Here is a 26054-nt window from a genome sequence, read left to right as displayed (position 1 = left end):
TCCATTTTTTCGCCCCCATATCTGTTTCTATTTTACCAGATATGGGGGCTTTGTGCTTGTTTTTTGACAGACTGAGAAACCGGCCCGCCGAATCGGCGGGCCGGTTTCTTCTGATGATTGATGTATTACACGGGGGCGGCACTTCGGACGCTGGAGATGAGGAAATCCCCGATCCCCTGGTTCTCCAGCACCTGGCTGCGGGTGGACAGGTCGTTGAAGTGCCACCACTCCGAGGCCAGGGGGGTGAGCTCCGCGTCGGTGCAGTACCGCTGGAGCCCCAGGGCTGGCTCATTGGAGGCCATGGCCTGGGTCATCTCCGCACTCTTCCAGGCGGTGGTGGAGTTGATAGTCACCGGGGCGGTGTAGGTGGCCGCCGCCCGGCTGAGCTCGTGGATGGGGGTGGGCATCTCATAGCGCTCATAGTTCCACACTCGCACATAGCGGTACCCGCCGGTGGTGTACTCTTTGGTCTCGCTCACCTTTGCCAGCCCCATATCCACCGCGTAGCCCCGCTGGTGGTTGGAGTAGCCCCCGGAGATGAACCAGGAGATCCGCCAGGGGGCACCGGTCACCGCCTCCTTCACCTCCGGGTCGGTGCGGGTCATGGCGGACAGGGAGTTGAGCACCTTGGTCTGCACCTCATGGGGGCGGTAGCCCTCGTACAGGATCAGGCTGTTGCCCTCGGCCAGGGCGCTCTGCTGGGCTTCACACAGCTTGAAGGCCATGGAGTAGAGCACCGGCATCATAAACTCCATCTTGCCCAGCCGCTCGTTGTAGGTCTTGCTGGGGTAGAAGGCCTCGCCGGTGACCTCCGGGATGACCTTGCCGCAGGACCGGAAGTGGGAGGAGTAGCTGTTGGTGGCGTCGTAGATGATGGAGGGGATCACGTCGGGCAGGTTCACCAGACAGTACTTGTGCTCCAGCCAGCCGGTGATCTCACCGCGCTGGGTCTGGGTCTGCTCCTCGTCGGTGAAGTAGTCGGTAGTCACCGCCACCTGCCACCAGTCCCCCTCCTCCTGGAGCACCGTGAAGGGGGTCCCGGAGGCCACCAGTGCCAGGGCCCCGTCGGTGAGGGTGGGGGGCTCCTCCTCTTTCTCCGGCTCCGTCTCCGCCGGGGTTTCAGGTTCTGTGGCCGGGGTCCCTGTGGAGCCGGAGGGGTCCGGCTCAGTGGCCGGAGTCTCTGGAGTGGGCTCCTGGACAGCGGGAGTCTCCGCCTCCGGAGTTTCTTCGGTCTGTGCCGGGTCTGTTCCCGTCTGGGCGGAGCTTGTCCCCTCCTGGGGCCCCGCTGTCTCCGTCTCCCCCGCCGCCGGCGCAGTCTCCCCGCCGCCGGACGCGTCGGGGGCCGGAGTGGCCTGCTCCGCAGGGGCGGTCGTCTGGCCGCCGGAAGCCGAAGAGGAACTGGCCCCCCCCTGCGCCTGAGCCTGGGCGGCGGCCTCCGCCTCTGCGCGGGCCCGCTCCTCCTCTAAGCGCTTCTGCTCCTCCTCCAGCCGCTTTCGCTCCTCCTCGGCTTTCTCCCACTCCTCCACCGCCGTGGCGGCGGCCTCCTGGTCGGCCGGGTCGGCCCACAGGGGCAGCTCCACCGAGGTGTAGCCGGTGGCCCCCTGAATGGGCAGTTCCAGACCGTTGTAGTCGTCGGGCAGGTGCTCCACCGTGCGGCCCGTCTCCCAAGCCGGGGGCTCTTTCACCGGCTCCGGTTCCTCCTCCACTTGAGAGGAGCTGGCCGGCGGGGTCCAGGGGGCGGGCGCAGAGCCGGACACGTCCTCCTGGGGCTGGGTCGTCCGGCCGCAGGAGGTAGTGACCAGCATCAGCGCCGCCAAAATCAAAGCGGTCCATCGTTTCTGCATAGTGCTCTCCTTCTATCTCGGAAGCTGCCGCCCGGTCCACGATCATCCAGACCGGGCGGAACTCCCGCCAAGAGGTTTTCTCTTACAGCACGTCCTCCACCGTCTCCACGCCGTTTTCCCGGTAGGTGTACACGGTGAAGCCGTCATAGACCAGTTCCCCGTCCTCCCCCGGGCCCAGGCAGCTGGGGGCATAGGAGCTGCTGATAGGGGATCCCAGGGCCGCGATCATGCTGGACACGCTCTGTCCGATGTAGGCCCGGGCGGCGTCCGCCGTGGCGGCCACAGGCTCGGGTTCAGGCTCCGATGCGGTCTCGGGCTCCGAAGCGGGTTCCGGGTCGGGCTCGGGCTCGGACTCCGGCTCGGTCACCGTGGGAGTCTGAGGCTGCTGGACCGAGGGCTGGGTCACCGTAGGCTGTCCGGAGGACTGCTGGGCCTGGGTGGTTGTGCTGGCGGAGGCGTTCTCCTGGTCCTGGGTGGAGGCGTCCCCTGCCGTGGCGCTGGAACTGCTGTCTCCGGCCGAGCTGTCCTCTGGGGTGGTCACAGACGCATCTCCGCCGGCGGAGCGGTCCTCCACCGAGGTGCTCTCCTCCTGGCTGGAGGAGACAGACTGGCTGCCGCTTCCATCCTGGGCGCTGGAGGCATCAGAGGGGTTCCCGCCGCAGGCGGTGAGGCCGCCCACCAGGGTTGCAGCCAACAGCAGGGCAATGGTTCTCTGCTTCATTTTACATCCAGATCCTTTCTGAATTTGTCGTTTATTGCCGGGAAACCGCTCCGGTGGTATAGAGCTGTCCCTCAAACTGATACAGAATCTCCGTGTCCGCCTGGGCCTGCTCCGTGGGGACGTACAGGGTGAAAGGCGTCCCCTCCCCCGCCTCGCCCACAGGGCTGGCCTCATAGAGCTGGTCTCCCATCTGGACATAGATGGGGGAATCGCCGTCCACATCCCCGGTGAGGCGGCCCTCCAGCCGGGTGTACCCCTCCAGCAGTCCGTCCTCCACGGCGGTGAGCCGGGCCTGGGCTGTCCCCTGGGGGGGCACGCCGTTCAGGACCCGCTCCGGGGCCGGGAAGATGGGGGCCTGGGTGGCCCACCAGTCCAGGTTGCGCTCCACGATCTCAATGAGCACCGTGTCCGCCCCGGTCTGGTCCAGCAGGGACATGGTATAGGGCATGGCCCGGGAGAAGGCGGCCTGGCCGTAGGCGTCCGCCAAATAGGGGTGCAGCAGGTTGCCGAAGGAGTCCCGGAACATGAGCAGGTTCCCGCTCCGGTCCGGGTTCTCGGTCTGAATGAACTGGTCCTCGGCGCTGCGGATGGGCCGGACATAGGAGAAGGCAAATTCCCGGTCGTAGGCCGCGTCTTCCTCCGTTTTCGTTCCGGTGGGGAAAACCATCTCATAGAGGTCCCCCAGGTGGGGCTCCCCCTGGTGATAAGTACCGTCAAAGAAGGGCTCCTGGTCGGCCTTGCCCAGCCCGGCGATGAGGGTGTCGTGGGCCAAAGCCGCCCCCCGCATGTTCCAGTGGGAGTCGGTGTGGTAGTAGAGGACCTCCTCCGTCTCCCGGAAGGGGGCAAACAGGTCGATGTAGGACACCCCCTGTCCCTCCAGATAGGGGACCAGCCGGTCGATGTCGTCCTCCCCCTCCAGGGGCGTTCCCACATGGGGCAGGTACTCCGGATACAGGGATGCCTTGTTGGGGGCCACGGTGACATACATCTGGGCCCCCCGGCTCTGGGCGTACTCCTGGAGCAGGGCCAGGGTGCGGGCCGCTCCGAAGAGCTGCTGCTCGCTCAGGGGGTTGGTGTGCAGGTAGTCGTCCATGGTCTCCCGGTAGAAGAGCCAGTCCTCCTGCCCCAGCACCACGTCCTCCTCGGACGACACGTGGAACACCGCCGCGTCTAGGGCGGCCCCGGCGGTGATCATCTCCTGCCGGAAGGCGAAGTGGTCGGCCACATAGTCGGTGACCTCGTCCAGCACCTGGGTGTTGAAGCTGCCGTCCTCCAAAAAGAGCCGGGGCGCGGGGGCCAGGGTCTGGTTGGCCGCCGCCTCCCCTTGGGGCAGCAGGAGCATCCCTGCCGAGGGGATCAGGCATGCCGCCAGAAAAGCGGTGAGCGCGATGCGCGCCTTGGTCTTTTGTGTCATGTCCTGTCCCCCTCCTTAAAACTGAAAATAGATGAAGGGGTTGAAGGTGGCCCCCGCCAGGGTGAGCACGCTCACGCCGAACAGGGCGCTGTACCCCACGGCCGCGGCCGCCGCCCCCGCTCGCTGAGGCAGGCCCCGCTGCTGAAGCTGCCGCCATATCCACTGGGGGACGCCGAAGGCAAAGAGCAGGGCGGCAATCAGCAGGAACACCGCCTTGGCGTCCAGCAGGGCGATGAGGGCCAGGGTGTTGGCCGGATCAATAGAAAATCCGGTGAACATGGCTGTGAACATCACCCCGGCGTCGGCAAGGGTATCCGCCCGGAACAGGGTAAAGCCCAGAATGACCACCAGCATGGTGTACACATGGCCCAGCCAGGACTCCCGCAGGCGTCTGGGAATAACCCCGATCCCCTCCAGGGTGGAGAACAGACCATGCCACAGGCCCCACAGCACAAAGGTCCAGTTGGCCCCATGCCAAAGGCCTGTGGCGAAAAAGACGATGAATTTATTGAGATTGGTGCGGGCCGCTCCCTTCCGGTTGCCCCCCAGTGGGATGTACAGATAGTCCCGGAACCAGGAGCTGAGGGAGATGTGCCACCGCCGCCAGAACTCCTTGATGGACTTGGAGGCATAGGGCAGGTTGAAGTTCTCCAAAAACCGGAAGCCGAACATCCGGCCCAGGCCGATGGCCATGTCGCTGTAACCGCTGAAGTCAAAGTAGATCTGCAGGGTGTAGCACACCGCCCCCAGCCAGGCCAGCCGGAAATCCAGCTGGTCCGCCGTCATGGCGAACACCGCGTCGGCAATCTCCCCCGTGGAGTTGGCCAGGAGGATCTTCTTCCCAAAGCCTAAAATAAACCGGCGCAGGCCGGACAGGGTCAGCTCCGGAGTCAGTTCCCGCCGGTCGATCTGGTCGGCCACATCGTGGTAAATGACAATGGGGCCGGCGATGAGCTGGGGGAAGAAAGAGATGTACAGCAGCAGCTTGCCCGGATTTCGGGTTCCCCACTCCGGGTGGCGGTACACGTCGATGACATAGCTCATGCCCTGGAAAGTGTAAAAGGAGATGCCGATGGGCAGCACAATGCCGGTAAGGGCCAATTCTGCTCCGGACAGACTGTTAAAGGTGGAGATCATGAAGTCCACATATTTGAACACGCCCAGAAGAGAGAGATTGGCCGCCGCCGCCAGGCCCGCGGCCAGGCGGCGGTGGCGCTCCCCGGATTGAAGCCACAGTCCGAAGAGGTAGTTGATCAGCACGCTGATGAGCAGCAGCACCAGATAGGGCAGCTGTCCAAAGGAGAAAAACACCAGGCTGGCCAGGGTGAGCCAAGCGTTGCGCAGGGGCAGCCCAGGCAGAATCCGGTAGCCCAGGTAGGTCACCGGCAGAAAGACAAACAGGAAAATAGGTGAACTAAATACCATATTTCTATCGTGCCCTCAGTCGCCCGGTCAACGGATGTAAGTGAATCGGGCCTGACTGGGGAGCATCTTGAACAGGTTATAGCCTGTGCGCCCATAGTCGTGGAGATACCGCCACTCCAGCTGGGGGTCAAACATGTAGGTGGTACCGTCCAGGTTGATCTCCACCCAGCCGTGGGGGCTGTTGCTGGCCCCCAGGCCGCCCACCACGGTGTAGGCCGGCAGGCCCAGCTCCCGGGCCAGCAGGCAGTAGGTGGCGGAGAAGCTGTAGCAGTTGCCCCGTCCCAGCCGCAGGAACTCCTCAGCGTAGGCGGGCTCCCAGCCGGTCTCGCCCTTGGACACCAGATCCCGCTTCAGGTAGGAGAAGTTGTCCCGCACATAGTTATACAGGGCCCGCAGCTTCTGGTCCCGGGTCATGGAGCTGTTGGTATAGGTCTCCACGATGTTGTTCAGCTTGGTATCCAGGGTGGCCGAACCGGTGGTGTAGCGGCCCTGGGCGTCGTATGTAAAGCCGTCTACGGTGGTGTTGTGGAGGAACATGCCGTCCTGTACCCGGTAGAGCCGGCCGCTGATACGGTAATAGCCGTCGGACAGGGCGCTGCGCTCGGCGGTCACCTGGGTCCAGGCCTCCTGTCCCGTGCTGTCGTCATAGGTGTGGGAGATGGTGGCCTCCATGATCTCTCCGTAGGCCCAATAGGTGGTGGGCACGTCGGGGAACAGGCGGACGTTGGGGTTGCTGGCAATGGCCGAGGCGTCTGGCTCCCGGTGGAGCAGATTATTGAACACTACCGTGGCCTGGGCCCGGGTGAGGGCGGCGTCCGGGTGGAAGGTGCCATCGGCATAGCCGCTGAACAGCCCCTCCGCCGCCGCGGCGCCGACAGCCTCATAGTACTGGCTGCCCACAGGTACGTCCGCAAAGGACTCCAGGTCTCCTGTTCCGGAGATAAAGTGGTTGATCATCAGGGCGAATTCTCCCCGGGAGATGGCGGCATTGGGCCGGAAGGCGGAACCCGCCTCGCAGTCCAGAATGCCCATAGCCCCCAAGGACTCAACGGCCTCGGCATACCACATATCGTCGGACACATCCGAGAAAGATACCCGGGCCTCCGGCTCCTCCGCCAGCAGGCCGTAGAGCACCTGGGCCACCTCGGCCCGGGTCATGTACTGGCCGGGGTGAAACAGGCCGTCGCTGGAGCCGTCCATATACTTGCTGTGGTCCCAGGTGTTCAGGGTGATGGTCTCATAGGCGGTAAAGGTCTGGTCTCCCCAGATCTGGGCGGAGGCCGGGTCCACCACCGCTCCGCTTCCGCTCACCCAGCCTGTGTACCCCTCGGGCAGGGCGGGGACCTTCTTGGGCGACTCTCCCAGCTTTACCGCTTCAGTGGTGGTCACGCCGTCCACCCGATAGGTGACCTGACACTCTCCGGAGGCGTACACTGCGTACAGGGTGGTATCCTCACCCAGTGTGATGATGCTGCCAGGCTCATATTCCGGAAGGGCTGCGGTCACGCTGGTGGACCAGCCCACAAAGCGAAGCGTCTCACCGTCAATCCGCACAGTCAGCTGGGCCGAAGGCAGAGTTACGCCCTCCCCCTTCTGAGCGGCCAGACCGTCCGGAACCGTTCCGGAGCCGCCGTTGGCGTCAAACCGGACCCAGACCCGTCCATCCTCCTGGATATAGGCGCTGTCCTGAAATTCTGGCACCGCTTCCGCCGCCTGAGCTGGCAGAGTGCTGCATCCGCACAGCAGCAGGGACAGGAACAGCGAGGTCCCCATTCGGGCTTGCTTCTTCATAAACACACACTCTCCTCAAATCTGCAACAGTAGGCATTTTTCAAAATCAAACACAACACACACCTGCCCCGTCGAATCTGGCCGAAAAGGGGCAAAGCTTGTATAAATTATACACTCATTTAAAAAATTGTCAATTTCATTTCTCAGCCGCAGATTGTGAAGTGCTTTTGCTTGTCAAGTTAGAATTCCGTTTTTGTTTCTCTCAGATTTACTCAGAATTTCCCGCTCTTATTTGGAAAAAATACCCGTTTATGGTGGTCTCTTTTCTCTCTCTTCTGAATTTTTTCCCGCACCGCATCTCCCAGCGGGACAGGCCCGGCCCAACATCTCTGTCCGCCCCCAGAGGTTGTTCTGCAGCGGCAGTTCAGGTGGCCGGACCCATCTATTCCGCCGGTTCGGCCCGCTTCCGCTGTTCGATCATCTTGTGAAGATATGTCAGCGCGTCGGACAGACCCCCGATCTGATCAATCAGCCCCAGCTCCACCGCCTCCTCGCCGTAGATAACGCTGCCCACGTCGGCGGCCAGCTCCCCGGTCTGGAGCATCAGCTTTGTAAAGTCCTCCCGCTTTATCCCACTGTTGGCTGTTACAAATTGGGTGATCCGCTCCTGGATGCGCTCGAAGTAATAGAAGGTCTGTGGCACCCCGATGACCAGGCCGTTGAGGCGCACCGGGTGGATGGTCATGGCCGCCGAGGGGGCGATGAAGGACCGTTTGGCGGACACCGCCAGAGGCACCCCGATGGAGTGCCCGCCCCCCAGCACCAGGGAGACGGTGGGCTTGGACATGCTGGCAATGAGCTCCGCAATGCCCAGCCCCGCCTCAATGTCGCCCCCCACCGTGTTCAGCAGCACCAGCAGGCCGTCAATCTCGTCGCTCTCCTCCACCAGGGCCAGCAGGGGCATAACATGCTCATACTTGGTGCTCTTGCTGGTGGGGGGAAGCACCTGGTGCCCCTCGATCTGTCCCACGATGGTGAGCACATGGATGGTCCCCCGCTTGGACTGGATGAGGGACGAGCCGAACTCCAAGATGGACTGGTTCTCAGTATTTTCCCCTCTTGGCTCCAGAGTGTGCTGTTCTTCCATGCTATGCGCCTCCTTCTGTTCCGATACGCTTTAGCATGGCCCGGAGGGACGGCTTCTATCCCTCTTTTGGTGCGGACAGCGCCGCTCTACTTTTGGTAGGTTGCCATTTTTCAGGCGATACGCTATGATAGCAGGGAATGAAAGGAGCGATTTCCTTGGACAACATCCAGTTCGGCCGCTTTGTGGCCCAGCTCCGCAAGGAACAGAATCTCACCCAAAAGGAGCTGGCGGAGCGGCTCCACGTCACTGACAAGGCGGTCAGCAAGTGGGAGACTGGAAAGGGGTTTCCGGACCTGAAGCTGCTGGACCCCCTGGCCCAGGCTTTAAACGTCTCCCTGGTGGAGCTCCTCCAGGGGGAGCGCACCCCCTCCCCCACCCTCACCAAGGAGGAGGCAGGCCAGGCGGCGGTCCAGGCCATGGAGCAGTCCCAAAAGAACACCGCCCGGCGGTACTTACGGATGTTTCAAGTCGTTCTTTGGATCGGAGCGGGCCTGTGCCTGGTTTCCCTCATCCCGCCTCTGACCTTCTTGGGAAACCTGCTCTGGCTCGATCTGTTTCGAGCCCAAGGCCTTGGAGTCATTGGAAGTTCCGACGGCCCCACAGTGATTCTAACCGCCGGCGGGCCTCTGATCCCTTACGAGGCACAAACTGTCCTGATCGTTCTGGCGCTGCTGACATGTGCCGTCATGGCCGTCCGAGTACGGCGTTTGGAGAGGAGACTGAAATGAAACTGCGCACTCTTTTATGTGCCTTTGCCCTGGTGCTCCTGACCGGGTGCGGCGTAGCTTCCGCCTCCGGCATCCCGGAGGGTCTGACCTGGACCGCCCAAACTCTCCAGTCCCAGGAGGACGGAGAGATTTTGGCCGCGGCGGAGGGGACCTCCATCCAAAACGTCCCCTTGCTGAACCTCACAGCCCAGCTGGATGGCGGAACCATCACCCTCACCGACCACGCCGCCGGGGAGACGTACACCGGCACTCTCTCCCCCGCCCAGGATGCGGCCCCCAACGCCCAGATCTACACCCTGGTGTTTCCGGACCAGCCGGAGGGCTATGGGGTGTACGGAGTGACAGAGTACTCCGACGGAAGCCGGGACGCCACCCTGTATCTGACCATCAACGCACAGACCCTGTGTCTCACCGCCCCTCTGAGCGAAACATAAGAAACGAAAAGAGATGAAAAGTGAATTCACTTTTCATCTCTTTTTGCGTTATCTCAGAACGTCCAGTAGAAAATCCAGATCAGGGGCCCCACAGCCAGGACGGCTGTCAGAGAGATCAGCGCCCAGCGCCACCCTGCCCGGGAGCGCAGCGCCATCCCGCGCCGGGCCAGGACATCTCCCACCGCGCCGCACACCAGCCCAACCAGAAACATTCCGGCCCAGATCATCCACCCCTGGATATCCCCGCCGGGACCCGCCGCTGATGGATCGTCTCCAAACCATCCTCCCAGCAGGATTCCAAGTCCAAAGGCCAGGAAGGAGGTCCAGACCGTCCACCGCAGTCCCAGCAGAGCCAGTAGCACGGCAAGCCCCGCGCACCATCCATACACCGGCACCGGAACCAGAAAGGGAACATTCACCAGCACCCCGAATACAAAGCGCCATTCCAGCATCCAATCCGGAAGCGTGCGGAACTCCCACGCCGTTATCCCCAGTATAAAGAGGAGCAGGTAGGCCCCTGCCACTGACAGGGCGCTCTGCAAGCAGGTTCTGATGGACCGGCCCAGCCCAGTTTGATCGGGTCCGCAGGCTGCAGCGGGCTCCCCGGCCAGCTCCTCCAGACCCACTTGCAGGACTTGTGCCAGCTTTCTCAAATTTTCTGTGCTGGGAGCGCTCTGTCCCGCCTCCCACTTGGCCACCGCCTGACGGCTCACCCCCACCTGCTCGGCCACCTGTTCTTGTGACAGGCCGGCCCGCCTGCGGAGGGCTTTGATGCGTTCCCCCAGTGACATGCTGCCCACCTCCCGTTCTGGATGCAGTATACCACAAACCGACGGGGCAACACAATCAACCCGGGGGCAACTATGGGTTGCATGTCCTCAGATCCAATACAGCAGCACCAAAAAGCCCAGGTTCAGGAGGGTGAACAGGATCAAATACCGCTTTCTCAGACTGGGGTACTGTCCCGCCACCTGCTTGTAGGAGATCAGGCTGGCCATGGAGGCGATCAGGGTCCCCAGGCCTCCCACGTTCACCCCCACGATGAGCTCCCGCAGATCACTGCTGTACCCGGACAGGAGCATGGCGGCGGGCACGTTGCTGATGACCTGGCTGACCAGCACCCCGATGAGCCGGTCCCGGCCGGCCATAGCCCCGCCGATCCAGGTCTGGAGCGCATCCAGCTGCTTCAAATTGCCCACAAAGATAAAAAAGAACACAAAGGTGAGAATCAGGGAGTAGTCGATGCGGACAAACAGTCCCCGGTTCCGCCACAGCAGCAGAATTCCCACCACCGCCAGCAGTGCCGGGTGGGGCAGGAAGCCCGCCACCGTGAGCACGCACAGCAGAAAGAGGACCAGATAAAAGGCGATGTTTCCCCGGCGCAGAGGAGCGGTCTCCCCCATGCGGATGGACAGCTGGCGGTGGCGGTATCCAAAGAGCACGCACACACCCAGCAGCAGAGCCGCCCCCGCGGCGTAGGGACCGGTGAGGAGCAGAAACTCCGGCAGGCTCAGTCCGGACAGGGCGAATAAGTACAGGTTCTGGGGATTGCCGATGGGGGTAAACATGCTGCCCAGATTGGCGGCAATGGTCATCAGCGTGACGGTATAGCACAGCTTCCGGCGCAGGGAGGCCATCCGCAGCATCATCACCCCCAGGGGGACGAAGGTAATGAGGGACACGTCGTTGGTGATGAACATGCTGCTGAAAAAGCAGAGAAAGATCAGGGTAGCCGCCATCCCACGCATAGTCCCCACCCGGGAGAGCACTTTGGCGGCGATGTACTGGAGGAAATTCTCCTCCCGCAGCCCCTCCACCAACAGCATCAGGCAGAAGAGCACAATGAGGGTATTGAAGTCAATATACCCCACATATGCCGGACTGGGCGGCGCAATGAGACAGGACAGCACCGCCAGCACCAGCGAGACCGTCAGCACCACATCCCGGCGGAACAGATCCAGAATTCGTTTCCCCACAGTGTTTCCTCCCTATATGGAATCTTTTTGGAATGAGAGGGCTGGATTTCGCCGCCGAAAATTCCCTCTCATTCCTTCGGGACGTGTCCCGGGCGGCGAGTTCCTTTCTCATCGATGAGAAAGGAACCAAAGAATCGCCGGGGGACGCGTCCGATGGACTACGGCTCCGCCTAGGTCCATAGGCCGCTTTCCCCCGATCCCCCTATTACGAGGGTATTCTCTTTTAAGCTCGCGATAACCCTTCCGGCGCGTGGAAATCTGTGTGACAATCTGAATTCACCCCGGCCCCACTGGGGGCCTGATCTTCCCAAAATTGGGGCTGATGCAATCTAATTTCTGCGCCTGGGTTTCCGATCCATGCTGCCCGGGTGGTCACTGCCGTAGGAGCACACAGGGTGCGCCTGTGGGGTCCCTACAAAAAAATCCGGAGAGAGTCCCCATATTTCGCAGGGGAGGCGGCCCGAAAGAACAGAGGGGCGCCTCTGACGGCCCTTACCGGGCCTCGTAAATGGCCTTCATGCCCTTAAAGGTCATATAGCAGTCCAGCTTGCCCACCGTCTCGAAGGGGGAGTGCATGGAGAGCACGGGCACCCCCGCGTCCAGGGTGTCAATGTTCCGCTCGGCCATAAACATGGCCACGGTGCCGCCGCCTCCGGCGTCCACCTTGCCCAGCTCGGCCATCTGCCAGATCACGCCGTTTTCATCCAGCACCTTCCGAACATAGGCCACCAGTTCGGCGGAGGCGTCGGAGGCCCCGGACTTGCCCCGGGAGCCGGTGTACTTGCACAGGCCCACGCCGCCGTTTACCAGGGCGCTGTTGCGCTTCTCGTACACGTCGGCGAAGTTGGGGTCGTAGGCCGCCGTCACGTCGGCGGACAGACAGAAGGATCTTTCGTAGCACACCCGCAGGGGCACGTTCTGCCCGGCGCACAGGTCCTCCATAAAGGTGTCGAAGGCGGCGGACTTCATACCGGTGACACCCTCGGAGCCGATCTCCTCCTTATCGGCCAGCATGCACACGGCGGTGCGCTCCGGAGTCCCCAGCTGCAGCAGGGCGGCAAAGCAGGCGTAGGCGCACACCCGGTCGTCGTGGCCATAGGCCCCAATGAGAGAGCGGTCAAAGCCGATGTCGCTGGCGTTGAAGGCGGGCACCGCGGACAGCTCGGCGGAAATAAAATCCTCCTCCACAATGCCGTACTTCCGGTTCAGCAGTTCCAGAACGGACAGCTTCACCCGGTCTTTGCCCTCGTCGTCCAGCAGGGGGCGGCTGCCCACCAGGATATTCAGGCTCTCGGCGGGGATGGCCTCCCCCAGGGGTTTTCTCGACTGCTCCACCCCCAGGTGGGGCAGCAGGTCGTCGATGGTAAACAGGGGGTCCCCCTCCCCGTTGCCGATGGACACCCGGACCACCTGGCCGTTTTTCAGGGCCACCACCCCGTGGAGCTCCAGGGGGATGGTCACCCACTGGTACTTGCGCAGGCCGCCGTAGTAGTGGGTCTTCAAAAAGGCCAGATCGTCCGCCTCATAGAGGGGGTTCTGCTTCAAATCCAGGCGGGGGGAGTCGATGTGGGCGGCCCCAATGTTCACGCCCTCCTCCAGGCCCTTCCGGCCCATCACCGCCAGCATGACGGACTTGCCCCGGTTCACCCGGTACACCTTGTCCCCGGCCTTCAGGTCCATGCCCCGCTTGTACTCCCGGAAGCCGGCGGCCTCCGCCAGGGCCACAGCCCGGTCCACGCACTCCCGCTCGGTCTTGCCCGCGTCCAAAAACTGCTTGTAGCCGGTGCAGTAGGCCTCCATGGCCTCCAGTTCTTCCCGGTTCACCCGGTCATAGCCGTTCTTCTTGTCATAGCACAGAGCCTCCCGCAGCTGATCGCCCCGGCTCTTTTCCTTGTCCTTCATGGTTCAGACCTCCTTGTCCGCAAATAGTTTCTCCAAAAGCGCCCGCACCCGGGCTCCAAATTCCTCCGGGCCGGCACAGTCGTTCCAAAGGGTGTAGTCGCACCCCTTTATAAAGTAATCGTCCGGCTTCTGGGCCCGCACCCGGGCCCAGGCGTAGTCCTCTGAAATGCCCTCCCGGGCCATGATGCGCCGCACCCGCACCTCCGGGGGCGCGATCACCGCGACAGTGGCGTGACAGAGCTCCTTCAGGCCACTCTCCAGCAGGGCGATGGCGTCGATGGCCGCCAGGGGTCTCCCCTCGCGCTCGCATCCGTATACCAGCTCCCGGGTTTTCGCCACCGTGGCCCTCTGGGCCACCGTGTTGAGGAGCTCCAGCTTCTCGGGATCGCCAAAGACGATGGCCCCCAGCTTCTTCCGGTCGATGGCCCCGTCCTCCCCCCGCAGGGGGCCGAACAGCTCCTCCAGTTTACTCTGTAAAGGAATATCGCTTTCCAGCAATTCATGGTACACCGCGTCGCAGTCAATGACCGCGCCGCCCAGCTTCTCCACCTCATTGAGGGCGGTGGTCTTCCCCGCCCCGGTGGGGCCGGTGATGCCGATGATTTTCGTAATGCTCACCTCACTACGCAACATGAAACCGCATCCGCATACGCTTTTGGCGCAGGGCAAGTAGGCATGCTACATTTACCAAGCACCGGACCAGGCCCAACAGCGCCGCTAGAGTGGCTATCTGAAACAGGCCGCCAAAAATCCATAGAATCTCCAGCACCAGAAGCAGCTGGGTCACCAGCCACATCCCCGGAGTTTTTCGCCAAATTCCAGCCACCAGAGCCAGCGAAGCCAGGGGAATCCCTGTACGGCTAAAGGCCGCCGCCAGAAAGAGAAGCCAGACTGCGGCGTTGATTCCGAACCCCAGTACCAGCATCCAATACCAGTCGGCGAGTTCGGCGCGCTTCATATCTGGTTGATGGGATTCCGGTACGGACGAAGACTCCGCTCCCACCAGTCGGTCTAGACTTACCCCGTACAGTTTAGCCAGAGCCTTCAAGCTCTCCACCCCTGGCCCCGCCTGGCCGTTCTCCCATTTGGAAATCGTCTGGCGGGCTACGAACAGGGTCTGGGCCACCTGCTCCTGGGAGAGGCCCTTTTCTCTGCGCAGGAGCCGCAAATTTTCACCCAAGGTCATCTTGCTCACCTCATCTCCATGGTAAGGGAAGCCACGTATCTTGTAAAGCACTTCCCGTGCAACGTGAGGTTGCGCCCCTTGGAGCTCAGGCGTTTGCGGGAATCTTACTTTTTGTTCAGCCAGGCCAGGCCCTCGGCCTCGGTCTCCCAGAAGCTCACCTGGTTGCTCCGATTGCAGGTGAAGATGATGTCCCGCATGGAGGACTGGTAGCAGTCGTACAGGTCGCCCACGATGGCCAGACGCATCTTCTCGTCCACAAAAGCCTTGAGCACCTGGGTCACCACGCCGGTGGACAGGTCGAACATCTCGGGCACAAAGGCACTGCGCTCCAGGAGCATGTTGTTCCGACCCGTCTGGAAGCGGACGGAGTGAATCACGTCCAGGGCGTCCTTGCTGTCGGCGATGGGGCGGGCAGGCCGGACAATGGCCACGTTTTCCTTGATCTCAATGTTTACCATAGTATTCTACACTCATTTCTTTTGGATTTGAAGTTGGTTGTTTTGAAATTGCGAGGGGCGGGTTCCGCAGCGGCGGCGGGATACGACGGGCGGTCCAGTGTGCCGCCCCTACAAAGGGGAGCAATACCTGATTCCGTATCCGGCACGGGCGACCGCAAGGGTCGCCCCTACATCCACGTGTCTGAACCCTGGCGGGCGGGTGAGGACACCCGCCCCTACGGCTTGTAGAGAAGCCGTCCTTCCTTTCGTAGGGGGCCGGACACTGGCCGGCCCGCAGATGTACGCGGCGCGTCCAGGAGGCCGCGCCCTACAGCCCAGCACCAGCTATCACCTGCTCAGCAAAGCCAGGCGCAGGTATAAAATCGCAGTCGCTATAATTTTTGCAAACCCAGGGCCCAGTGGCCCGGCGGGAATTTAGACCGCCACTCAGATTTTGCGCGCCGGAAATACTTCTCCATCTTTCAGGTACGCGTCCCCCGTAAATGGGGTCCGGGGGTAAGCCGTCATTGGCGAACGAAGTTCGCCTCTGCGGCGTCCCCCGGCGATCCTTTGGGTACTTTCCCATCGCTGGGAAAGTACCTCGCCCCGCAGGGCGAAACCCTGCAAAACGGCGCGCCGAGGTCGCCGCGCCCTACACACAAAAAAGGCCGCACTCAAACACGCACGATATGAAACCCCGCCGCCTTATTGAGCCGGTTGGCGATGGCCAGCCCCAGCCCGGAGGGGTCCGGGCACTGGGCCCAGATGGCCTTCACCGGGGTGTGGTCGAAGGCCCGGAGGGCGTCGAAGATGTGCCGGGCCTGCTCCCCCTTGTCGGCGGCGGGCCCCAGCTTCTCCACATAGTGTGCCCCAAAGAGGGGCGCAAACTCGTCAAAGCAGATGATCCCGTCCTCCGGTTGGGCGTGGGCCTGGATGTACGCGGCGCTCTGGGCCGGCTCCCCGGCTACCACCGTCACCGGGGCCTTGGGGGCGTAGTGGCGGTACTTCATGCCGGGGGCCTTGGGCTTCTCCCACGCCCCCATGAGCCGGGTCACCGCCGGGTCCACCTCCACCGTCCCCAGGACGGCCTGAAGCTGCTCCAGGGTGATTCCCCCCGGCCGCAGGAGCCGGGGCGGCGTACAGGTCAGGTCGATGATGGTGGACTCCACCCCCACGGTGCAGGGGCCGCCGTCCACGATGGCGTCGATCTTCCCGTCCATGTCCTCCCACATGTGGGCGGCGGTGGTGGGGCTGGGCCGTCCGGAGGTGTTCCCGGAGGGGGCCGCCACCGGCACGTCCGCCGCCTCTAAAATGGCATGGCATACCGGATGGGAGGGGCATCGCATACCCACCGTGTCCAGCCCCGCCGTCACCACGTCGGGGACGATGGGCTTCCGCCGCAAAATCATGGTGAGGGGTCCCGGCCAGCAGGCCTCCGCCAAAGCGTAGGCGCTGTCCGGAATTTCCTGGCAGTACCGCTCCAGGTGGTCCGCCGAGGGGATGTGCAGAATCAGCGGGTTGTCCTGGGGGCGGCCCTTGGCCTCAAAGATACGCTCCACCGCGTCCGGGTTCAAACCGTTGGCCCCCAGGCCGTACACCGTCTCGGTGGGGATGCCCACCAGACCGCCCTCCCGGAGGATTTGGGCCGCCTGGTCCGCCTCTCCTGCGGTCAGGTCCCGGGTCTCCAGTCTGGGCCGCTCTTCCCGGCGGACAGAGAACACGATGTGTGGCATGTCCATCCCGTAGTAGTGCTTCACAAAGGAGCCCCGCTCTTTCATCCCATTGCGCCGTGCCACCTTTTGGGAGGCCAGGTTGTTGTCCCGGATGATGGAGTACACCTCCCCGAAGCCCAGGCGGTCCATGGCATAGTCCCGGCAGGCCCGGGCCGCCTCGGCGGCGTAGCCCCTGTGCCAGACAGCCTTTTCCAGCAGGTAGACCACCTCGGGCACCCGCGTTCCGTCCCCCAGCTTCTGCCAGGTGAGGCCGCACTGGCCCACCATCTCCCCGGAGCATTTCTCCACCACCGCCCACAGCCCAAAGCCGTCGGTCCGGTAGCGCTCCTGCTGGCGGCGGAGCCAGTCCCAGGCCTCCTGGTCCGAGAAGGCGTGCTCATAGGCGTACATGACCTCCCCGTCCTGGAGCATCCGGCACAGGGCGGGAAAATCCCCCTCGGTCATCTCCCGCAGCACCAGGCGGTCGGTCTCCAAGATGTTCTCAGCCATCTCCCAGCACCACCTTTATCAGCTCCGCCGGGGTCTCGGCCAGATAGTCGGCTCCCTCGGCCTCCAGCTCCTGCCGGGAGCGGAAGCCCCACAGCACGCCGCAGCTGGTGAGATTCCCGTTTTTGGCCGTGCGGATGTCCACGTTGCTGTCCCCCACAAAGAGGGTCTGCTCCGGTTTGGCCCCCATCCGCTCCATCAGCTTATAGAGGAGGGTGGGGTCCGGCTTGGTGGGGACGCCGGAGAGGGCCCCCTGCACCAGGGGAAACACCCCGGGGTAGTAGTGTTCCACCACCGGCCCGGCCATCTCGTCGGCCTTGTTGGACAGCACCGCGATGGACACCCCCGCCTCCTTCAGCCGCAGGGCGGCCTCCTTCATGCCGGGGTATGGGGCGGTCTTGTCCTCCTTGTGGAGGTCGTACCAGGCCATGAACTCCCCAAACGCCTGGTCCAAGGTGGGCTGGTCTGTCCCCGCCGGGGCAAACCGCTCCACCAGCTTGGGGATGCCGTTGCCCACCATGTGCTTATACTCCTCCACGGAGTGGGTGGGCCAGCCGTGAAGGGCACACACGTGGTTCCCCGTGTCCGCCAAGTCGTCGATAGTGTTCAGCAAGGTGCCGTCCAGATCAAAAATCACGTAGGAATACATGGGAGAAAACCTCACTCGTAAATGCCGATCTCCATGCCGCCGATCTCGATGGCGGTCTCCTTAGAAAAGCCCGAGCGCTGGAGGTAGCTCTTCACCGCGATCTGGGCGTACTTGGGGTTGATGCGCTCGTCCTCCAGGTCCAGGTCAATGCGCCCGGCGGTGCCGCCACACACGGCCCCGTGCTCGTCCAGCACCTCGTTGAGCTCGCCCACGATGTCGGCCAGTTCCTTGCCCTGGGGCAGTTCTGTATAGTGAATGTAAAGGTCCATAATTTCGCTCCAATCCTTTCAATTGACAATTGACAATGGACAATTGACAGTTTTTCTGTGTCGATAGTCTGACGATTGCTTATAAACTGGTCCAAATCAGACCGGAACAATGCAGACTTACTGGGTTTGTTCCGACTTGAGCCGCTCCGCCTGGTCGGCGGTGACCAGGGCGTCGATGACCTCGTCCAGGCCGCCGTCCATGATACTCTCAATTTTGTACAGCGTCAAGCCGATGCGGTGGTCCGTCACCCGGCCCTGGGGGAAGTTGTAGGTGCGGATGCGCTCGTTGCGCATTCCGGTGCCCACCTGGCTGCGCCGCTCGGCGGTGAACTCCCCGGCGATCTTCTCCTGCTCCGCTTCGTACAGCCGTGAGGCCAGGATGCGCATGGCCTTGTCCCGGTTCTGGAACTGGCTGCGTTCCTGCTGACACTCCACCACCATGCCGGTGGGCTTGTGGATGAGGCGCACCGCCGAGGAGGTCTTGTTCACGTGCTGGCCTCCCGCCCCAGAGGAGCGAAACACCTGCATCTCCACGTCCGCCGGGTTGAGCTGCACGTCCACCTCCTCCATCTCGGGCAGCACCGCCACGGTGGCGGTGGAGGTATGGACCCGGCCGCCGGATTCGGTCTCGGGCACCCGCTGGACCCGGTGGACCCCGCTCTCAAACTTCAAGCGGGAGTACACGCCGTCTCCCTCGATGGTAAAGGAGATCTCCTTCATGCCGCCCAGCTCCGTCTCGTTGACGCTGTTGATCTCAGTCTTCCACCGGCGGGCCTCGGCGTACATGGAGTACATGCGGTATAGGGAGTGGGCGAACAGGGCGGCCTCCTCGCCCCCCACCCCGGCCCTGATCTCCATGATGACGTTTTTCCCGTCGTTGGGGTCCTTGGGGAGAAGCAAAATTTGCAGCTCCTGTTCCAGCCGCTCCAGGTCGGCCTTGGCCTGGTGGAACTCCTCCTGGGCCAGCTCCTTCATCTCCGGGTCGGAGAGAAGAGCCTCGGACTCCTCCTTCTGCTCCTGGGCCCGCAGGTACTGCCGGTAGGTCTCCACCACCGGGGCGAGCTCGTTCTGCTCCTTGTTCAGCTTGGCCACCTGGGCGGGGTCGTCATAGGTCTCCGGAGCGGCCAGGCGGGCCTCGATTTGACTGTATTTGGCCTCAATGGCGGCCAGCTTGTCCAGCATAGGCTTGTTCCTTTCCTTTGATTCTTTGCGGGGGATTTCGCCGCCTGCGGGCGGAGGCGCGGGGTTTCGCCCTGCGGGGCGAGTTTCTTTCTGGATGCCCAGAAAGAAACCAAAGAGGCACCAGGGCGCGGCTCAGGATGAGCGCTTCGCGCTCATATTCGCCGCCCCTGGACCCCATTTACGGGGGTTACCCCTTGGGATGGGCAAAAATTTCCGGCGCGCAAAATTTGAGTGGCTTTTCGCAATTCCTTCCGGGCCACTTCGTCGTCGCGGATTCCGTATCCCTCGCTTCGCCCGATTTGGCAAAGCTCGCTCACTCCATCGCTCCTCCTCTCCAACGCAAACCCGCTTCGCTGGGCTTTGCGTTGGGGGCCGCCTTCGGCGGCCTATTGGGGTGGAAAATTTCAAATGGTTCGGTTCTGCAACTGCGCCTAGCTTTGACGAGCCAACGCTTCTGGTCCGTTTTCCGCTGTAGGGGCGGCTATCAGCCGCCCGAAAGCCTTCTCCCTTCTAGGGAGAAGGTGCCGAGCATATGCGAGGCGGATGAGAGTAGGGGCCGGAATGGCAAAAGCCCTTCAGCGGGCCGGCCAGTGTCCGGCCCCTACGAAAGGAGAGAAACGCTTCTACATCCGCCGTAGGGGCGGGTGTTCTCACCCGCCCGCTCTGGAGGGGACTCCTTTTGTAGGACACGGCCTTCCGGATGCGCCGTTCCGCCTACCCGCAAAACGGCGTAGGGGCGGCACACTGGGCCGCCCGCCGTCCGCAGCGGCGAAATCCCCAACGGAAAGAGAACGTCACCCCTTCTCCAGCACGCCTCCGTGGTAGCAAATATACCGGACACAGGGGATGCCCCGAAGCCGCTCCAGGGAGCGCTCCGCCTGCTCCAAATCCAGGCAGAACTGGGGATTGGCCAGCTCCAGCCGTCCCCCCTCCGCCACGGCGGCGTCCCCGGTGATCAGCGCTTGCTCCTCCTCCAGATAGAGGGAGATGTGCCCCGGGGTGTGTCCCGGTGTGGCCAGGACCCGGCACCCGCCGGCCCATGGGAACCAGTCCCCCTCCTCCACCTCCAGGTCCACCTTCACCGGCCGGACCGCCCGAAGCTGCTGGCAGAACTGGAGTCCAAAGGCCTTCTGTTCCTCCGGGAGGTGCTCCTGGAGTTGTTCCGCCTGCGCCAGGCGCAGGTTCTTCTTCTCTCCGGTGAGATAGGGCCGCTCGGTCCGGGAGGCGACCACCCGAATCTGGGGATATTTTTGGACCAGCTCAAAGGCCGCCCCCATGTGGTCGTCGTCCTGGTGGGTCAGCAGCAGCTTGGTCAGCTGCTCCGGCCGGATGCCAGCCTCAGCCAGCGCCCCCTCCAGAACAGGGGAGCATCCGGGATAGCCGCAGTCCACCAGGACCACGTCCTCCGGACCAAACAGCACCACCAGGTACAGGCGGTGCTTCATCCCGCCGTAACACTCTGTTATGGGCAGTATATGATAGCGTTCCATCGTTTTCTCCTGTTCGCTTTAACCTGGTCCTGTTCTCCTATCGGTCCAGGAAGAAGGACTTGACCAGGGCCAGCGGCTCCCGGATGTACATTTGAATCCTGGACGGGATGTGTGAGGTGGGGGCGGCCAGGGTGGAGACCTCCCCATATCCAAACCGCTCCGCCAGCATCCGGGCCCGGGTGAGGTGGAAGCCGTTGGAAACCACCAGCACGTCGGTCTCCCCCACGTCGATCCCCTCATCCGCTAACAGCTCTTTGCTGTAAAGGAAATTCTCTTTCGTGTTGTGGGACTGGTCCTCCAGGAGAATCTGGTCCTCCGGCACGCCGCCGTCCATCAGATAGTCGGCCATACACCGGGCCTCGGAGACCGGTTCGTTGCTCCCCTGGCCCCCGGAGGTGACGATGGTGATGTCCTGGTGTTCCACCCAGTAGTCCAGTGCGGTATCCAGCCGGTCCTGGAGCAGAATGGAGGGATGTCCCTCCGGCATCACCCGGCAGCCCAAAATGACCATCACCTGAGGGTCGTCCTGGATGTGGTCGTAGGAGCCGTACATCACCGCGCCGAACAGCCCGGCAAACGCCAAAATTCCGGCCAGCACCAGGGCGGCCAGGGCCTTCCACCAGGTGATGCGGCGCTTGCCCCGATAGGCATAGGGACGTTTTCTCTGTAATTTCATCGGCTCATCCCTCCGCGGCCTGGGGCCTTGTTCAGCCCCGGGCCTCCTCCAGCTGGGCGGACAGGGTCTCCCAGGTGCCGTACAGCTTCAAAATTTCCTCCTCCAGGGCCTCCCGCTGTTCATACAGCTCCTGGAGTTTTAAATAGTCGGCGGCGGCCTCCTGGATCTGCTGCTCCAGGTCGTACATCTGCTCCTCCGCCTTGGCCACCGCCCGCTCGGCGGCGGTCACCTCTTTCTCCAGGTTCTTGGTGCCGCCGGGGCGCTTGGGCTTCTCCTTCTTCTCCTTGGGCTCCGGGGCCTTCTCCATAGAAACCTGCACGTCGGAGGCGGACTTGCCCGCCGCCCCCCGGGCCCGGGCCGCCTGGTACTCCTGATAATTTCCCCGGAAATCGGTGATGTGCCCGTCCTCCAGCATCCAGATGCGGCTGGCAAAGCGGTCGATAAAATAGCGGTCATGGGAGACAAAGAGCAGATTGCCCTCGTACTCCTCCACGGCCTCCTCAATCCACTCCCGGCTCTGGATGTCCAGGTGGTTGGTGGGCTCGTCCAAGATCAGGAGGTTGATCTTCTCGTCCATGAGCATGCACAGCCGCAGGCGGCTCTGCTCTCCGCCGGACAGGGCGGACACGGGCTTGAACACGTCCTCCCCCCGGAACTTGAAGGCCGCCAGCCGGTTCCGGGCGGTCTGGGCGGTGCAGTCCTGCTCGTAAATGAGGGTGTCCACCAGGTTCCGCTCCGGGTGGTCAAAGTGGACGTGCTGGGGCAGGTAGCCCACCTTTACCGTCGGCCCCATGCGGACCTTTCCGGCGTCCGGCTCCTCCTCCCCCAGGAGAATTTTCAGCAGGGTGGTCTTGCCGCTGCCGTTGTCCCCCAGCAGGGCAATGCGCTCGCCGCCCACCACTTCCAGACCCAGGTTGGAGAACAGCGTCCGGTCTCCAAAGGACTTGGTCAGCCCCTTGATGGTGAGCACCTCGTCCCCCCGGAACTCCCGCTCCCCGAAGCGGACCTCCATCTTCCGCTCCTTGGTGGGGCGGTCGGTGGTGCGCATGCGCTCGATGCGCTTCTCCATGGACTTGACCCGCTTGAAGGTCTTGTCCATGCCGGAGTAGGCCCAGACGCGCATCTGCTCGGCGGCCTTCTCCAGCTGTTCGATCTTGGCCTGCTCCTTCTCGTACTGGCGGAGCTTCTCCTCATACCGGCGCTCCTTCTCCACCACGTAGAAGCTGTAATTGCCGGAGTAGAACTCCGCCTTTCCGCCCTGGATCTCCACGATGCGGTTTACCACCTTATCCAGGAAGTACCGGTCGTGGGAGACGGTGAGCACCGTCCCCTTGAACTTGTCCAGGTACTCCTCCAGCCACTCGGTGGCCCGCAGGTCCAGGTGGTTGGTGGGCTCGTCCAGCAGGAGGATGTCCGTATCCTCCAGAATGAGCCGGGCCAGGTTCACCCGGGTCTTCTCCCCGCCGGAGAGCTTGTCGAAGAGCTGCTCCCTCATGCTCTGGGGGATGGTCAGGCCGTTGCACACCTTGTTGGTCTTGGTGTCCGTCTCATAGCCCCCGGCGGCCTCAAAGGCGGCGGTGAGCTTGTCGTACCGGGCCAGGAGGGCGGGGTCGGTCCCCTCCCCCATCTGCTCCGCCAGGGCGGCCATCTCCCGCTCCATCTCCCGCAGGGGCTCAAAGGCGGTGGCCAGCACGTCCTCCACGGTGTACCCCGCCGGGTAGACGGGGATCTGGGAGATGAGGCCCATGCGCTTGCCCGGCGCAATGACCACATCCCCCTCGTCATAGTCCATGACCCCCGTGAGAATGCGGAGCAGGGTGGTCTTGCCGCAGCCGTTGGGGCCCAGCAGACCCACCCGCTCCCCAGTGTCCACCTGGAAGGTAAGTCCGTCTAAAATTTTATGTCCAACCTCAAACTCCTTCACCAGGTTGGAAACTGAAATGTCGATCATAGTGTCCTCGTCTGATTCAGTCTTGTCTTTCCGTTCAGCCGCTCATCGCAAGGGTCCACATTGATAAGCCTTCCCCCCGGTGGGGGGAAGGTGCCCCCGAAGGGGCGGATGAGGGGGCGGCGGCTTCTCGAACGGCCTCACCCTCATTCGTCACGGCCTTCGGCCGTGCCACCTTCCCCCTGAAAGGGGGAAGGCATTGATTTACCCTTCAGGTGTCAGCTCCACCAGCCGGGCCACCAGCTCCTCCATCTTCATGCCCCGGGAGGCCTTGACCAGGATGGTGCTGTCCGGCTTGACGATCTCAGGCAGGACGGCCTTGGCCTCCGCCTTGTCTCTGCAGTAGTAGACCTGGGGCACGCCGGTGGCTTTGGCCCCCTCTGCGATGTGCTTGGCCTCGTCCCCCACCGCCACCAGGCAGTGGATGTTCTGCTTGCCAAGGCACTCCCCCACCTCGGTGTGGAGGGCGGGCGAGTAGGGCCCCAGCTCGAACATATCCCCCAACACAGCGGCCTTATAGCTGCTGTGGCTGTCGGAGAGCACCCGGATGGCCGCCCGCATGGACTGGGGGTTGGCGTTATAGGTGTCGTCCAGAATGGTGATGTTCTCCCCCCGCTGCACCAGGTTCATGCGCATGCGGGTGGGTACAAAGCGGGAGATTCCCTTCTCGATCTCGCAGGCGGTGAGGCCGAAGTGCTCCCCCACCGCCGCGGCGATAAGGGTGGGGTAGATCATGTGCTCCCCCAGAGCGGGGATCTTCACCTCCCGGTCCATGGCCGGGGTGGTGAGGTGGCAGTGGATGTGGCTCACCCCGTCCCCGCCGGTGACCTGGGCCCGGTACTCCGCCCCCTCGCACTTGCCGCAGAAGACGGTCTTTACCGGGGTGTTCCCCCGGAGAGTGACCAGCATCTCGTCGTCGGCGTTGAGAACGAGCAGGCCGTTCTCCTTCCGGATGTGGGGCAGCAGCTCGCACTTGGCCTTAAAAATGTTCTCCCGGCTGCCCAGCTTTTCAATGTGGGCGTCGCCGATGTTGGTAATGACCCCCACCTCGGGCCGGACGATGTCCCCCAGGTAGTCGATCTCCCCGAACTTGTCCATCCCCATCTCCAGCACCCCCATCTGGTAGGTGCGGTCCAGGCGGAGCAGGGTCAGGGGCAGGCCGATGTTGTTGTTGAAGTTGCCCTCGGTCTTCAGGACCTTGTACTTCACCCCCAGCACGGCGGCGATCATATCCTTGGCGGTGGTCTTGCCCACGCTGCCCGTCACCCCCACAAAGGGGATGGGGAAGCGGTCCTTGTACCAGGCGGCCAGGTCCCGAAGGGCCCGCTGGGTGTCCTTTACCTTAATATAGAAGCGGTCCTCCCGATAGCTCTCCCGCTCCCGCTGGGTGAGGCAGCCCGCCGCGCCTCCCTCCAGGGCGGAGTTGATGTAGGCGTGGCCGTCAAAGCGCTCCCCCACCAGGGGGATGAACAGGGAGCCCGGGTGGATATTCCGGCTGTCGGTGTCCACATGGGAGACCGTCTGCTCCAGTCCGGCCGCCGGACCGATGAGGGTCCCCCCCACCGCCTCCAGCAGCTCCCGCAGAGTAATGGCTTCCATGGGCCGTTACGCTCCTTCCTTCCGCACCCGGAGGGAGACCTCCACGATGGTCTCGCACAGCGCGGCGTAGTCGATGCCCACCGCCGCCGCCTCCTGGGGCACCAGGCTGGTGGGGGTCATGCCGGGCAGGGTGTTGATCTCCAAAAAGTAGGGGGTGCCGTCCTGGGTGACGATGAAGTCCGCCCGGGCGTACACCGACAGCCCGATGGCCTGGAAGACCGCCTGGGCCGCCTGGCCCACCTTCTCCTCCCACTCCGGGGGGATCTCCGAGGGGCACACCTCCTTGGCGGCGCCGGGCTGGTACTTGTTCTCGTAGTCGTAGAAGTCCGCCTGGGGGATGATCTCAATGGAGGGCAGGGCCTTGCCGTCCAGCACGGCCACCTGGATCTCCCGTCCCTTGATGTACTGCTCCAGGACGGTGCGGCCGCCCAGGGCCATGCTCTCCTCCAGGCCGCGGCGCAGGGCCGCCCGGTCGTGGGCGATGGTCACCCCGATGGAGGAGCCGCTGGCGATGGGCTTGACCACCGAGGGCAGAGGAGTCTGCTCCACCAGCTCCTCCAGGTTGTCCGCCGTGACGGTGACCGTCTCCCACCGTGGGGTGGTCACCAGGCCGGACACCAGGCGCTTGGTCATATCCTTATCCATGGCGATGGCGGAGGCCATGCAGCCCGCCCCGGTGTAGGGCACGCCCAGCAGGTCCAGGGCGGCCTGGATGCGGCCGTCCTCCCCGCAGGAGCCGTGGAGGGCCAGGAACACCACGTCGGCTCCGGCGCACAGCTCCAGCACCCCGGGGCCGATGGCGGAGGGGCTCTGGTCCTTCCGGCTCCGGCGCACCTCGTTCAGGTCGGGAGCCTGGAGGCTCACCTTTTTAAACTCCTGGGGAACGGGGGCCTCGTAGGGGTCCACGGCGGGGTCGCGCCCCTCCATGCCAAAAAACAGATCCACCAGGGCCGTCTGGTGCCCCTTGGACCGCAGGGCCTCGCACACCATGGCGCCGGAGGACAGGGAGACGTTCCGCTCCGGGCTCAGGCCGCCGGCCAGTACGACAATTTTCATGGTATCAACCACCTTATACCT

Annotated in this window: 23 protein-coding genes; 2 read left to right on the top strand and 21 right to left on the bottom strand. The window is 63.2% G+C overall.

Annotated elements, in window-relative coordinates:
- Positions 1 to 125: 125 nt before the first annotated feature.
- From H6B31_RS06795 to H6B31_RS06770, 6 genes are all read right to left on the bottom strand, one after another.
- Positions 126 to 1844 carry a D-alanyl-D-alanine carboxypeptidase family protein gene (locus tag H6B31_RS06795; RefSeq protein WP_204897862.1) on the bottom strand — a complete coding sequence of 573 codons (1719 nt, stop codon included), beginning with the start codon at positions 1842 to 1844 and terminating at the stop codon, positions 126 to 128.
- 82 nt (positions 1845 to 1926) lie between these two features.
- Complete coding sequence (locus tag H6B31_RS17505) at positions 1927 to 2565, bottom strand: hypothetical protein (RefSeq protein ID WP_204897861.1); 639 nt, start codon at positions 2563 to 2565, stop codon at positions 1927 to 1929.
- Between the two features lie 31 nt (positions 2566 to 2596).
- Positions 2597 to 3979, bottom strand: a complete 1383-nt coding sequence (locus H6B31_RS06785) for an alginate O-acetyltransferase AlgX-related protein (protein WP_204897860.1) — start codon at positions 3977 to 3979, stop codon at positions 2597 to 2599.
- A gap of 15 nt (positions 3980 to 3994) precedes the next feature.
- Positions 3995 to 5404 carry an MBOAT family O-acyltransferase gene (locus H6B31_RS06780; protein WP_204897859.1) on the bottom strand — a complete coding sequence of 470 codons (1410 nt, stop codon included), beginning with the start codon at positions 5402 to 5404 and terminating at the stop codon, positions 3995 to 3997.
- Between the two features lie 27 nt (positions 5405 to 5431).
- On the bottom strand, positions 5432 to 7195 hold the full coding sequence (locus H6B31_RS06775; protein WP_204897858.1) for an S-layer homology domain-containing protein: 1764 nt from the start codon (positions 7193 to 7195) through the stop codon (positions 5432 to 5434).
- A 382-nt stretch (positions 7196 to 7577) separates the two neighbouring features.
- Complete coding sequence (locus H6B31_RS06770; protein WP_204897857.1) at positions 7578 to 8282, bottom strand: ClpP family protease; 705 nt, start codon at positions 8280 to 8282, stop codon at positions 7578 to 7580.
- 155 nt (positions 8283 to 8437) lie between these two features.
- Between H6B31_RS06770 and H6B31_RS06765 the strand changes: the two genes are divergently transcribed.
- Positions 8438 to 9010 carry a helix-turn-helix domain-containing protein gene (locus tag H6B31_RS06765; protein ID WP_243418888.1) on the top strand — a complete coding sequence of 191 codons (573 nt, stop codon included), beginning with the start codon at positions 8438 to 8440 and terminating at the stop codon, positions 9008 to 9010.
- The gene (locus H6B31_RS06760) at positions 9007 to 9444 is read left to right on the top strand and encodes a hypothetical protein (RefSeq protein ID WP_204897855.1); all 438 of its coding nucleotides are present in this window, start codon (positions 9007 to 9009) and stop codon (positions 9442 to 9444) included. The genes H6B31_RS06765 and H6B31_RS06760 overlap by 4 nt, the downstream gene beginning before the upstream one ends.
- A 53-nt stretch (positions 9445 to 9497) precedes the next feature.
- On the opposite strand, the gene H6B31_RS06755 is transcribed toward H6B31_RS06760, so the two are convergent.
- From H6B31_RS06755 to H6B31_RS06685, 15 genes are all read right to left on the bottom strand, one after another.
- Positions 9498 to 10235: a helix-turn-helix domain-containing protein gene (locus tag H6B31_RS06755; protein WP_204897854.1), complete on the bottom strand. Its 738-nt coding sequence runs from the start codon at positions 10233 to 10235 to the stop codon at positions 9498 to 9500.
- 87 nt (positions 10236 to 10322) lie between these two features.
- Entirely contained in the window at positions 10323 to 11420 is a 1098-nt protein-coding gene (locus H6B31_RS06750) for an SLC13 family permease (RefSeq protein ID WP_204897853.1), read from the bottom strand.
- Positions 11421 to 11912: 492 nt separating this feature from the next.
- On the bottom strand, positions 11913 to 13322 hold the full coding sequence (locus H6B31_RS06745; protein WP_204897852.1) for an aminopeptidase: 1410 nt from the start codon (positions 13320 to 13322) through the stop codon (positions 11913 to 11915).
- Positions 13323 to 13325: 3 nt separating this feature from the next.
- Entirely contained in the window at positions 13326 to 13940 is a 615-nt protein-coding gene (gene coaE / locus H6B31_RS06740; protein WP_346014045.1) for a dephospho-CoA kinase, read from the bottom strand.
- A gap of 4 nt (positions 13941 to 13944) precedes the next feature.
- Positions 13945 to 14508 carry a helix-turn-helix domain-containing protein gene (locus tag H6B31_RS06735; protein ID WP_204897850.1) on the bottom strand — a complete coding sequence of 188 codons (564 nt, stop codon included), beginning with the start codon at positions 14506 to 14508 and terminating at the stop codon, positions 13945 to 13947.
- Between the two features lie 104 nt (positions 14509 to 14612).
- A complete protein-coding gene (locus H6B31_RS06730) occupies positions 14613 to 14966 on the bottom strand; it encodes a DUF4180 domain-containing protein (RefSeq protein ID WP_204897849.1) in 354 nt (117 codons plus the stop codon).
- Between the two features lie 653 nt (positions 14967 to 15619).
- A complete protein-coding gene (locus H6B31_RS06725; RefSeq protein WP_204897848.1) occupies positions 15620 to 17167 on the bottom strand; it encodes an L-threonylcarbamoyladenylate synthase in 1548 nt (515 codons plus the stop codon).
- The gene (locus tag H6B31_RS06720; protein ID WP_204897847.1) at positions 17160 to 17813 is read right to left on the bottom strand and encodes an HAD family hydrolase; all 654 of its coding nucleotides are present in this window, start codon (positions 17811 to 17813) and stop codon (positions 17160 to 17162) included. Before H6B31_RS06720 ends, H6B31_RS06725 begins: the two co-directional genes overlap by 8 nt.
- Positions 17814 to 17824: 11 nt before the next feature.
- On the bottom strand, positions 17825 to 18082 hold the full coding sequence (locus H6B31_RS06715; RefSeq protein ID WP_204897846.1) for a hypothetical protein: 258 nt from the start codon (positions 18080 to 18082) through the stop codon (positions 17825 to 17827).
- A 117-nt stretch (positions 18083 to 18199) separates the two neighbouring features.
- Positions 18200 to 19264, bottom strand: coding sequence for a peptide chain release factor 1 (gene prfA / locus H6B31_RS06710; protein ID WP_204897845.1), 1065 nt, complete (start codon positions 19262 to 19264; stop codon positions 18200 to 18202).
- 794 nt (positions 19265 to 20058) lie between these two features.
- Positions 20059 to 20754, bottom strand: a complete 696-nt coding sequence (locus H6B31_RS06705; protein WP_204897844.1) for an MBL fold metallo-hydrolase — start codon at positions 20752 to 20754, stop codon at positions 20059 to 20061.
- A 37-nt stretch (positions 20755 to 20791) separates the two neighbouring features.
- A complete protein-coding gene (locus tag H6B31_RS06700; RefSeq protein WP_204897843.1) occupies positions 20792 to 21430 on the bottom strand; it encodes a YdcF family protein in 639 nt (212 codons plus the stop codon).
- A gap of 31 nt (positions 21431 to 21461) precedes the next feature.
- The gene (locus H6B31_RS06695) at positions 21462 to 23381 is read right to left on the bottom strand and encodes an ABC-F family ATP-binding cassette domain-containing protein (RefSeq protein ID WP_204897842.1); all 1920 of its coding nucleotides are present in this window, start codon (positions 23379 to 23381) and stop codon (positions 21462 to 21464) included.
- A gap of 201 nt (positions 23382 to 23582) precedes the next feature.
- Complete coding sequence (locus H6B31_RS06690) at positions 23583 to 24977, bottom strand: UDP-N-acetylmuramoyl-tripeptide--D-alanyl-D-alanine ligase (protein WP_204897841.1); 1395 nt, start codon at positions 24975 to 24977, stop codon at positions 23583 to 23585.
- 6 nt (positions 24978 to 24983) lie between these two features.
- A complete protein-coding gene (locus H6B31_RS06685; protein ID WP_204897840.1) occupies positions 24984 to 26033 on the bottom strand; it encodes a D-alanine--D-alanine ligase in 1050 nt (349 codons plus the stop codon).
- Positions 26034 to 26054: the final 21 nt, after the last annotated feature.

Origin of the sequence: Pseudoflavonifractor capillosus (genome assembly GCF_016899775.1) — a bacterium.
Taxonomy (GTDB): domain Bacteria; phylum Bacillota; class Clostridia; order Oscillospirales; family Oscillospiraceae; genus Lawsonibacter.
Note: the sequence above shows the minus strand (reverse complement) of the source record. Positions and strands in the feature narration are given on the sequence as shown.

Coding starts and splice junctions, on each gene's coding strand:
- H6B31_RS06725 (WP_204897848.1), bottom strand. CDS start 17,167: ATGGCTGAGAACATCTTGGAGACCGACCGCCTGGTGCTGCGGGAGATG.
- H6B31_RS06785 (WP_204897860.1), bottom strand. CDS start 3,979: ATGACACAAAAGACCAAGGCGCGCATCGCGCTCACCGCTTTTCTGGCG.
- H6B31_RS06775 (WP_204897858.1), bottom strand. CDS start 7,195: ATGAAGAAGCAAGCCCGAATGGGGACCTCGCTGTTCCTGTCCCTGCTG.
- H6B31_RS06760 (WP_204897855.1), top strand. CDS start 9,007: ATGAAACTGCGCACTCTTTTATGTGCCTTTGCCCTGGTGCTCCTGACC.
- H6B31_RS06795 (WP_204897862.1), bottom strand. CDS start 1,844: ATGCAGAAACGATGGACCGCTTTGATTTTGGCGGCGCTGATGCTGGTC.
- H6B31_RS06685 (WP_204897840.1), bottom strand. CDS start 26,033: ATGAAAATTGTCGTACTGGCCGGCGGCCTGAGCCCGGAGCGGAACGTC.
- prfA (WP_204897845.1), bottom strand. CDS start 19,264: ATGCTGGACAAGCTGGCCGCCATTGAGGCCAAATACAGTCAAATCGAG.
- H6B31_RS06690 (WP_204897841.1), bottom strand. CDS start 24,977: ATGGAAGCCATTACTCTGCGGGAGCTGCTGGAGGCGGTGGGGGGGACC.
- H6B31_RS06755 (WP_204897854.1), bottom strand. CDS start 10,235: ATGTCACTGGGGGAACGCATCAAAGCCCTCCGCAGGCGGGCCGGCCTG.
- H6B31_RS06780 (WP_204897859.1), bottom strand. CDS start 5,404: ATGGTATTTAGTTCACCTATTTTCCTGTTTGTCTTTCTGCCGGTGACC.
- H6B31_RS06700 (WP_204897843.1), bottom strand. CDS start 21,430: ATGAAATTACAGAGAAAACGTCCCTATGCCTATCGGGGCAAGCGCCGC.
- H6B31_RS06745 (WP_204897852.1), bottom strand. CDS start 13,322: ATGAAGGACAAGGAAAAGAGCCGGGGCGATCAGCTGCGGGAGGCTCTG.
- H6B31_RS17505 (WP_204897861.1), bottom strand. CDS start 2,565: ATGAAGCAGAGAACCATTGCCCTGCTGTTGGCTGCAACCCTGGTGGGC.
- H6B31_RS06735 (WP_204897850.1), bottom strand. CDS start 14,508: ATGACCTTGGGTGAAAATTTGCGGCTCCTGCGCAGAGAAAAGGGCCTC.
- H6B31_RS06705 (WP_204897844.1), bottom strand. CDS start 20,754: ATGGAACGCTATCATATACTGCCCATAACAGAGTGTTACGGCGGGATG.
- H6B31_RS06695 (WP_204897842.1), bottom strand. CDS start 23,381: ATGATCGACATTTCAGTTTCCAACCTGGTGAAGGAGTTTGAGGTTGGA.
- H6B31_RS06730 (WP_204897849.1), bottom strand. CDS start 14,966: ATGGTAAACATTGAGATCAAGGAAAACGTGGCCATTGTCCGGCCTGCC.
- H6B31_RS06715 (WP_204897846.1), bottom strand. CDS start 18,082: ATGGACCTTTACATTCACTATACAGAACTGCCCCAGGGCAAGGAACTG.
- H6B31_RS06720 (WP_204897847.1), bottom strand. CDS start 17,813: ATGTATTCCTACGTGATTTTTGATCTGGACGGCACCTTGCTGAACACT.
- H6B31_RS06770 (WP_204897857.1), bottom strand. CDS start 8,282: ATGGAAGAACAGCACACTCTGGAGCCAAGAGGGGAAAATACTGAGAAC.